The organism is Rhodococcus sp. P4_B6 (genome assembly GCF_056402215.1).
The window spans coordinates 21,133-27,583 of sequence record NZ_JBFUHV010000122.1 but is presented as its reverse complement, the minus strand read 5'-3'; the positions used below and the strand labels follow the sequence as shown (position 1 = coordinate 27,583).

General features: G+C 66.1%; 6 protein-coding genes. All 6 read right to left on the bottom strand.

Features of this window, described 5'->3' with window-relative positions; genetic code table 11:
* Positions 1–143: 143 nt before the first annotated feature.
* A complete protein-coding gene (locus AC1DWT_RS36425) occupies positions 144–1,382 on the bottom strand; it encodes a fatty acid desaturase family protein (RefSeq protein ID WP_477924365.1) in 1,239 nt (412 codons plus the stop codon).
* A gap of 112 nt (positions 1,383–1,494) precedes the next feature.
* Positions 1,495–2,751 (bottom strand): fatty acid desaturase family protein, encoded by a 1,257-nt coding sequence (locus tag AC1DWT_RS36420; protein WP_477924363.1) that lies wholly within the window; start codon positions 2,749–2,751, stop codon positions 1,495–1,497.
* A 62-nt stretch (positions 2,752–2,813) separates the two neighbouring features.
* Complete coding sequence (locus AC1DWT_RS36415; protein ID WP_072937637.1) at positions 2,814–3,929, bottom strand: ferredoxin reductase; 1,116 nt, start codon at positions 3,927–3,929, stop codon at positions 2,814–2,816.
* Positions 3,930–4,020: 91 nt separating this feature from the next.
* The gene (locus AC1DWT_RS36410) at positions 4,021–4,533 is read right to left on the bottom strand and encodes a DUF6912 family protein (protein ID WP_072937636.1); all 513 of its coding nucleotides are present in this window, start codon (positions 4,531–4,533) and stop codon (positions 4,021–4,023) included.
* 30 nt (positions 4,534–4,563) lie between these two features.
* Positions 4,564–5,988: a WS/DGAT/MGAT family O-acyltransferase gene (locus AC1DWT_RS36405; protein ID WP_087556692.1), complete on the bottom strand. Its 1,425-nt coding sequence runs from the start codon at positions 5,986–5,988 to the stop codon at positions 4,564–4,566.
* Positions 5,982–6,419: an HAD-IA family hydrolase gene (locus AC1DWT_RS36400; RefSeq protein WP_095860849.1), complete on the bottom strand. Its 438-nt coding sequence runs from the start codon at positions 6,417–6,419 to the stop codon at positions 5,982–5,984. Before AC1DWT_RS36400 ends, AC1DWT_RS36405 begins: the two co-directional genes overlap by 7 nt.
* Between the last annotated feature and the right edge of the window lie 32 nt (positions 6,420–6,451).

Below are 6,451 nucleotides of genomic sequence, written 5' to 3'. Positions count from 1 at the left end.
GACCCCGAATGCGCGCTCGACCACCTCGAGGGCAAGGCCGCCAAACGCGTCGACGCGGTCCGTCACCTCCTCACGGCCATCGCGTCCAACGAGGCCTGGTGAGGGACGAACCGCGCCGTGGCGGAACTGTCCAGCGGAGTTGTCTAGCGGGAAAGCAGCGCGCGCAGACCGCGACGCTTGCGGGTGCGCTTGATCGCGGAACTCAGCCCCTGACGGCGGCCGGTCACGGGATCGATTGTCGCCGTGGTGTTTCCACCGAACTTGCGCTCCGACGCCGTCTCCGGCGCGTCGTCCGTGGTCGCCTTGAGGTACTTGTTCGGCAACGACAGCTTGGCGATGGTGCGCCACGACTTCGCGTACTGCACCAGGAACGGGCCGGAGGTGTACGGCAGGTCGTACTTCTCGCACAACTCCCGCACCCGGACGGCGATCTCCGCGTAGCGGTTGCTCGGCAGGTCGGGGAACAGGTGGTGCTCGATCTGATAGCTCAGGTTGCCGGACATGAAGTCCATCAGCCTGCCGCCGTCGATGTTCGCGCTACCGAGCATCTGGCGCAGGTACCACTCGGGCTGCGTCTCGTTGTCGATGTCGGCCTTCGTGAACTTCTCGGCGCCGTCCGGGAAGTGCCCGCAGAAGATGATCGCGTTGGTCCACACGTTGCGGATCATGTTCGCGGCGATATTGGCAGTGAGCGTGCTCTTCCACGCGGGACCGGTGACCGCGGGGTGGATCACGTAGTCCTTGAGGATCTGCTTGCCGATCTTCTCGCCGACCTCGCGAAGCTTGCGCTGGGTTTCCTCGCTCGATACGCGCCCCTTGGCGACCTTGCCGAGTTCGAGGTGCTGCGCCGCGATGCCGTACTCGAAGAACAGCGCCAGCAGGGTGTTGTAGACGAGATTGCCGGTATTGAACGGCTTCCACCGCTGGTCACGCGTGACGCGCAGCAGTCCGTATCCGACGTCGTCGTCCATGCCGAGGACGTTGGTGTACTTGTGGTGGATGTAGTTGTGGGTCTGCTTCCAGTGAGCGGACGGTCCCGTCACGTCCCACTCCCACGAGGTGGAGTGGATCTCCGGATCGTTCATCCAGTCCCACTGGCCGTGCATGACGTTGTGGCCGAGTTCCATGTTCTCGATGATCTTCGAGAGGGAGAGCAAGGCCGTGCCCGCCAGCCAGGCAGGGCGCCGCTTGCTCGCGAACAGCACTGCGCGGCCGCCGATCTCGAGTCCACGCTGCAACCTGATGGTGTTCCGCACGTAGCGCGCGTCGCGCTCCCCGCGAGATTCTTCGATATCGCGGCGGATCGCATCCAACTCGCGCCCGAGCGCCTCGACATCGGCTTCGGTGAGATGTGCGTATTCCTTGACATCTGCAATCGCCATGGGGGACCTCCTCCTGGCTGGGTCGACAGTTCACACCGGATAGGCGCTGACATGACCTACCGTACCGTAAGTTACGACACCGTAGGTTACTTGAGTGTAGGTGTGAGTGAAATCACCGACGACGGCGCGGGATCTTGGCCTCCGCGTGGGCGCGCAGCGCCGACAGCAGACCCCGGCGCTGTCCGGTCACGGGATCCGTGCGCAGCGTCTCGACCATCGCGGCACCCGCGTCGCGAGCATCGCGGAACTTCCGTTCCGAGGACGTCTCGGGGGCGTCGTCCGCCGTCGCGCGCAGGAAGCGGTCGGGCAGGGCGAGTTTGTGGATCGTGCGCAGGGCCAGYAGGTACTGCTTGGCGAGCGACCCCGTGGTGTAGGGGAGGTCGTACTTCTCGCACAGCGCCCGCACTTTCACGGCGATCTCCGGGTACCGGTTGCTCGGCAGATCGGGGAACAGATGATGCTCGATCTGGTAGCTGAGATTCCCGCTCATGAAACCCATGATCTTGCCGGAGTCGAAGTTGGCGCTGCCGAGCATCTGCCGGAGGTACCACTCGTGCCGGGTCTCGTTCTCGTATTCGTCCACGGTGAACTTCTCGGCGCCGTCCGGGAAGTGCCCACAGAAAATCACCACATACGCCCACAGGTTCCGCACGAGATTGGCGGTGGTGTTCGCCGTCAGAGTCGACTTCCACGCCGGTCCCGCGAGCACCGGGAACAGGAGGAAGTCCTTGCCGACCTGACGGAAGATCTTGCGGGCGAAATCCTTGTTGGCCTGCGAGTTGAGCTGCCCCTTCTCCGCGCCCTCCAACTCGGCCGCGAACGTGAGGTCGTGGAGCGCGATCCCCCACTCGAACGTGGCGGCCAGGACGATGTTGGCGAACGGCTGCAGCAGGTTGATCGGCCGCCACTCCTCGTCGCGGGTCATCCGGAGGATGCCGAAACCGACGTCGGAATCCATTCCCACGATGTTGGTGAACGTGTGATGGGAGTAGTTGTGGGCCCGCTTCCAGTGCTCGGACGGGCCGGTCTGGTCCCACTCCCACGACATCGAGTGGATCTCCGGATCGTTCATCCAGTCCCACTGGCCGTGCATCACGTTGTGGCCGAGTTCCATGTTCTCGATGATCTTCGAGAGGGAGAGCATCGCGGTGCCCGCCAGCCAGGCCGGCCGGTACCGGCTCCCGAACAGTGCGAGCCGGCCACCGAGCTCCAGCAGTCGTTGCGCCCTGATGGCCCGGCGGATGTATCGGGCGTCGCGGACGCCGCGCGAATCCTCCACGTCGAGCCGGATCGCATCCAACTCACGCCCGAGCGATTCGATGTCCGCTTCGGTCAGATGCGCGAACTCTTTGATGTCGGTGATCGCCACCGTGCTCCTCCGTCTGGTGAGAGTCCGAGAATAGCGGAGTCAGGTGAACAACACGCTCACGCTCACGCGTCGAGCGTGCAGTCCCCTGCCGCCGCCGAGATACAAGTCTGGACTCGGTCACCTTCGGCATGCTGCTTGCCGGACCTCAGGTCGATGGCGTGCCCGGCGAGGATCGGCACGACACAGGTCTGGCAGATCCCCATCCGGCAGCCGAACGGCATGAGCGCCCCGACCTGTTCACCGGCCTCGAGGAGAGTGGTGGCACCGTCGATCGTGACGGTCTTGTCGGCCTTGGCGAACGTCACCGTTCCGCCCTCGCCGGACGTGTCCGCGCGGGAGACGGCGAAACGCTCGAGGTGCAGCTTGCCCTCGATGTTCTCGTCGCGCCACAGCGTCTCGATCTCGTCGAGCATCGGCAGCGGCCCGCAGGCCCACGTCTGCCGTTCGCGCCAGTCCGGGCACACCTCGTCGAGCGAGGACAACGCGAACTTGCCCTGGCTGCGGGTGAGCTGGATCTTGCACCGGAAGTCGTCGTGCTCCTCGTGGAGCTGGGTGAGTTCGTCGGCGAACATCACGTCGGCGTCGGTGGGCGCCGAGTGGACGTGGAAGACGTCGGGGAGCTGGCCGCGCCGGTTCATCGTGCGCAGCATCGCCATGACGGGAGTGATGCCACTGCCCGCGGTGAGGAACAGGATGCGCTGCGGCGGCGGGTCGGGCAACGCGAAGTTGCCCGTGGGCGTCGCGAGCCGGACGATCGTCCCGGACGGCACACCGTTGACGAGGTGACTCGACAGGAATCCCTCAGGCATCGCCTTGACTGCGATGGAGATGCGCTTGTCGTCCCAGTTCGGCGGCGAGGTGAGGGAGTACGAACGCCAGTGCCAGCGTCCGTCGATGTGCAGGCCGATGCCGATGTACTGGCCGGGCTCGTAGTCGAAGTCGAATCCCCAGCCCGGCTTGATGACGATCGTGGCGGAGTCCGCCGTCTCCGCGCGCACGTCCACGATCTGTCCACGCAGCTCGCGGGCGGACCACAGCGGGTTGGCCAGGTGCAGGTAGTCGTCGGGTAGCAACGGCGTCGTCAGACGTGCCGCCGCACCGCGCAACCAATTGAGCTTGGACCGCTTGGCGGGCACGACCGCTGCTGCGGGCGCCTCGATCCAATCCTTCAGACCCATCCGACCTCCACCTTTTCCGTCACGACCTACGCTACCGTAGGTTTTCAAGTTACGGTACCGTAGGTTACCCCAAGGTAAGAGGACGCACCGGTCAGAGCAGTTCGAGCAGGAACGGAAGCTCCTGGGTGGCGTACCACGCCAGAACGTGATCCTCGGCGTCACCGAGAACGAACTCGGCGTCCGGATCCCCGAGATCCGCCTCGTCGATCGCCGACACGGCCCGTTCGATGTCGCGCTCGGCCTCCGCGAGGTCCACGTGCACCGACGCGACCCGGCCGATAGTCACCGGACCGGGCAACCGGACGACGGCGTCGTCGAGGTCCGGACGGGGTGTCACGTCGTCGATGTCCGCGGCGACCACGGCGCGGCGGAAGCGGACCCCGTCGCTCCCGCTCTCCCCCACCCGGCCCGCGATCAGACGCAGCGACGCCCGGGCGGCCTCGGCCATCGCGACCTCGGCCAGTTCGTCGTCGTCGCCCGACGAGTACGCCTCGCGGAGCGTGGCGGTGACGGCGAAGGCGGTACGGCTCATCGGATCGAACTCCTGGTCGGCGACGAGCCGCTGCAGGATCTCGATCGTCGCGGGAACGTACACCCTCGTCATGCGTCACCCGTCATTCGCACCGCGGACTTCTCACCGGCTGGCATCCAACAACTCCTCGAGAGATTCGTACAGCAGCGCCGCCACCACGTCCACGTCGGCCATGGCGTCACGGTCTGCATTCAAACCGTAGTAGACGTTGCCGTCGTAGGACGTGAGGCCGATGCTCAAAGTCTGGTTTTTCAGCAGGGGCGACACCGGGTACATCTCGAGCATCCGCGCTCCCCCGACGTACAACGGCATCTGCGGACCCGGAGCATTGGTGATCATCAGATTGAACATGCGCTGCGAGAAGCTGCTCGCGACACGGGCACTCATCGCGTGCAGCGTGGCGGGCGCGAACCCCGACAACCGCACCAGGGTCTCCGCGGTGACCCGCTGACTCTGCTTCGCGTGCGCCTCCATGGCGTGCGCCACGTGCGACAGCCGCACCACCGCGTTCGGTTCCCCGACCGGCAGGTCGATGAGGAAGGACGACACCATGCTCCGCGGGTCCGCCCACTCGCCGCGGCGGGACGCCTCGTCGTCGGCCTCGGGATCCGTCGCGTACACGGACATCGGGACCATGGCCCGGACCGTGGTCGACTCGGCCACCGGTTCACCGCGGGACAGCAGCCAGTACCGCATCGCACCCGACACGACGGCGAGGATGACGTCGTTGACCTCGCACCCGTACTGCGCGCGGATCTTCCGGTAGTCGCCCAGTTCGGTCTTGACCACCGCGAACCGCCGATTGCGGGAGATCGTCGCATTGAGCGGACTCGACGGCGCCACCTGCGTCGCGGTGCGGACCACGGCGGCGAGCTTACCGACGGTGCGCACGGTCTCGCCGAGCGCAGACGCCATGTCACCCAACGTCATCCGCAGCGCGGCCAGACCCTCGCCCGGCCTCGACACCATCTCCGCCAGCGCCCCCGCGATGAGGGTGGACTCACTGGGGGCGGGGCTCGGCATCCACAGTTCCTCGGCCATCGGCCGCCGGGTCTTCGCCGGGTCCAGGATCACCTGACCGATCTCGAGCGCCGTCTCGCCGTCGACCAGCGAGGAATGAGACTTCGTGAAGATCGCGAAGCGGTTGTTCGACAACCCCTCCACCAGATACATCTCCCACAGGGGACGCGTGTTGTCGAGGGGCCGGGACGTGAGCCGTGCGACCAGGTCGTGCAACTGGGCGTCCGATCCGGGCTTCGGCAGCGCCGACCGCCGGACGTGGTACTCGATGTCGAAGTCCTGGTCGTCCACCCACACCGGCCGCGACAGTCCCAGCGCCACCTCCCGCACCTTTTGCCGGTAGCGCGGCACCAGGCTCAACCGCTCCTCGACCAGGCTCAGTAATTCCTCGTAGGACAACCCGTTTCGCGGCTTCCGGAAGATCGCCAGCGATCCCACGTGCATCGGCGTACTGCTCGCCTCGAGGAAGTAGAACGATGCATCCTGCGTAGTCAGTCTCGTCACCATGTCGGCGCCTGTCCCCCTTGCATCCCGTCTCGATCCACCTCGAGAAGTATCGCTATCTCGTCCGCCGTGGCCGCGCCGTCGACGTGGTGGATGCCCACCATCCCGACAGCCACTGCGCCCCGAACGTTGGCCGGCAGGTCGTCGACGAAGATACAGTCGCCCGGCTCCAGACCGAGCGCGCCGGCCGTCAGCCGGTAGATCCGCGGATCAGGTTTGGCGACACCGACATCCCCGGACAGCACGACCTGATCGACCAGCCGGCCGTCGCCGAGTTCCCGCAACCACTGCGCGCCGGGACCGCCGGGATCGTTGCTGAGGATCGCGGTCCGCACACCACGGGTCCGGGCACCGGCGAGGACGGACGACAGGCCGTCCATGTCCGAACCGGGACCCGCGAGAACTCCGCCGAAGTCCAATATCAATCCCCGCACGTCCCCACCCTAGGGTCCGCTCCACGGTTCGG

Bases quoted from the DNA above. Each gene is read 5' to 3' on its own strand.
- AC1DWT_RS36415 (WP_072937637.1), bottom strand. From the start codon at position 3,929: ATGGGTCTGAAGGATTGGATCGAGGCGCCCGCAGCAGCGGTCGTGCCC.
- AC1DWT_RS36405 (WP_087556692.1), bottom strand. From the start codon at position 5,988: ATGGTGACGAGACTGACTACGCAGGATGCATCGTTCTACTTCCTCGAG.
- AC1DWT_RS36410 (WP_072937636.1), bottom strand. From the start codon at position 4,533: ATGACGAGGGTGTACGTTCCCGCGACGATCGAGATCCTGCAGCGGCTC.
- AC1DWT_RS36425 (WP_477924365.1), bottom strand. From the start codon at position 1,382: ATGGCGATTGCAGATGTCAAGGAATACGCACATCTCACCGAAGCCGAT.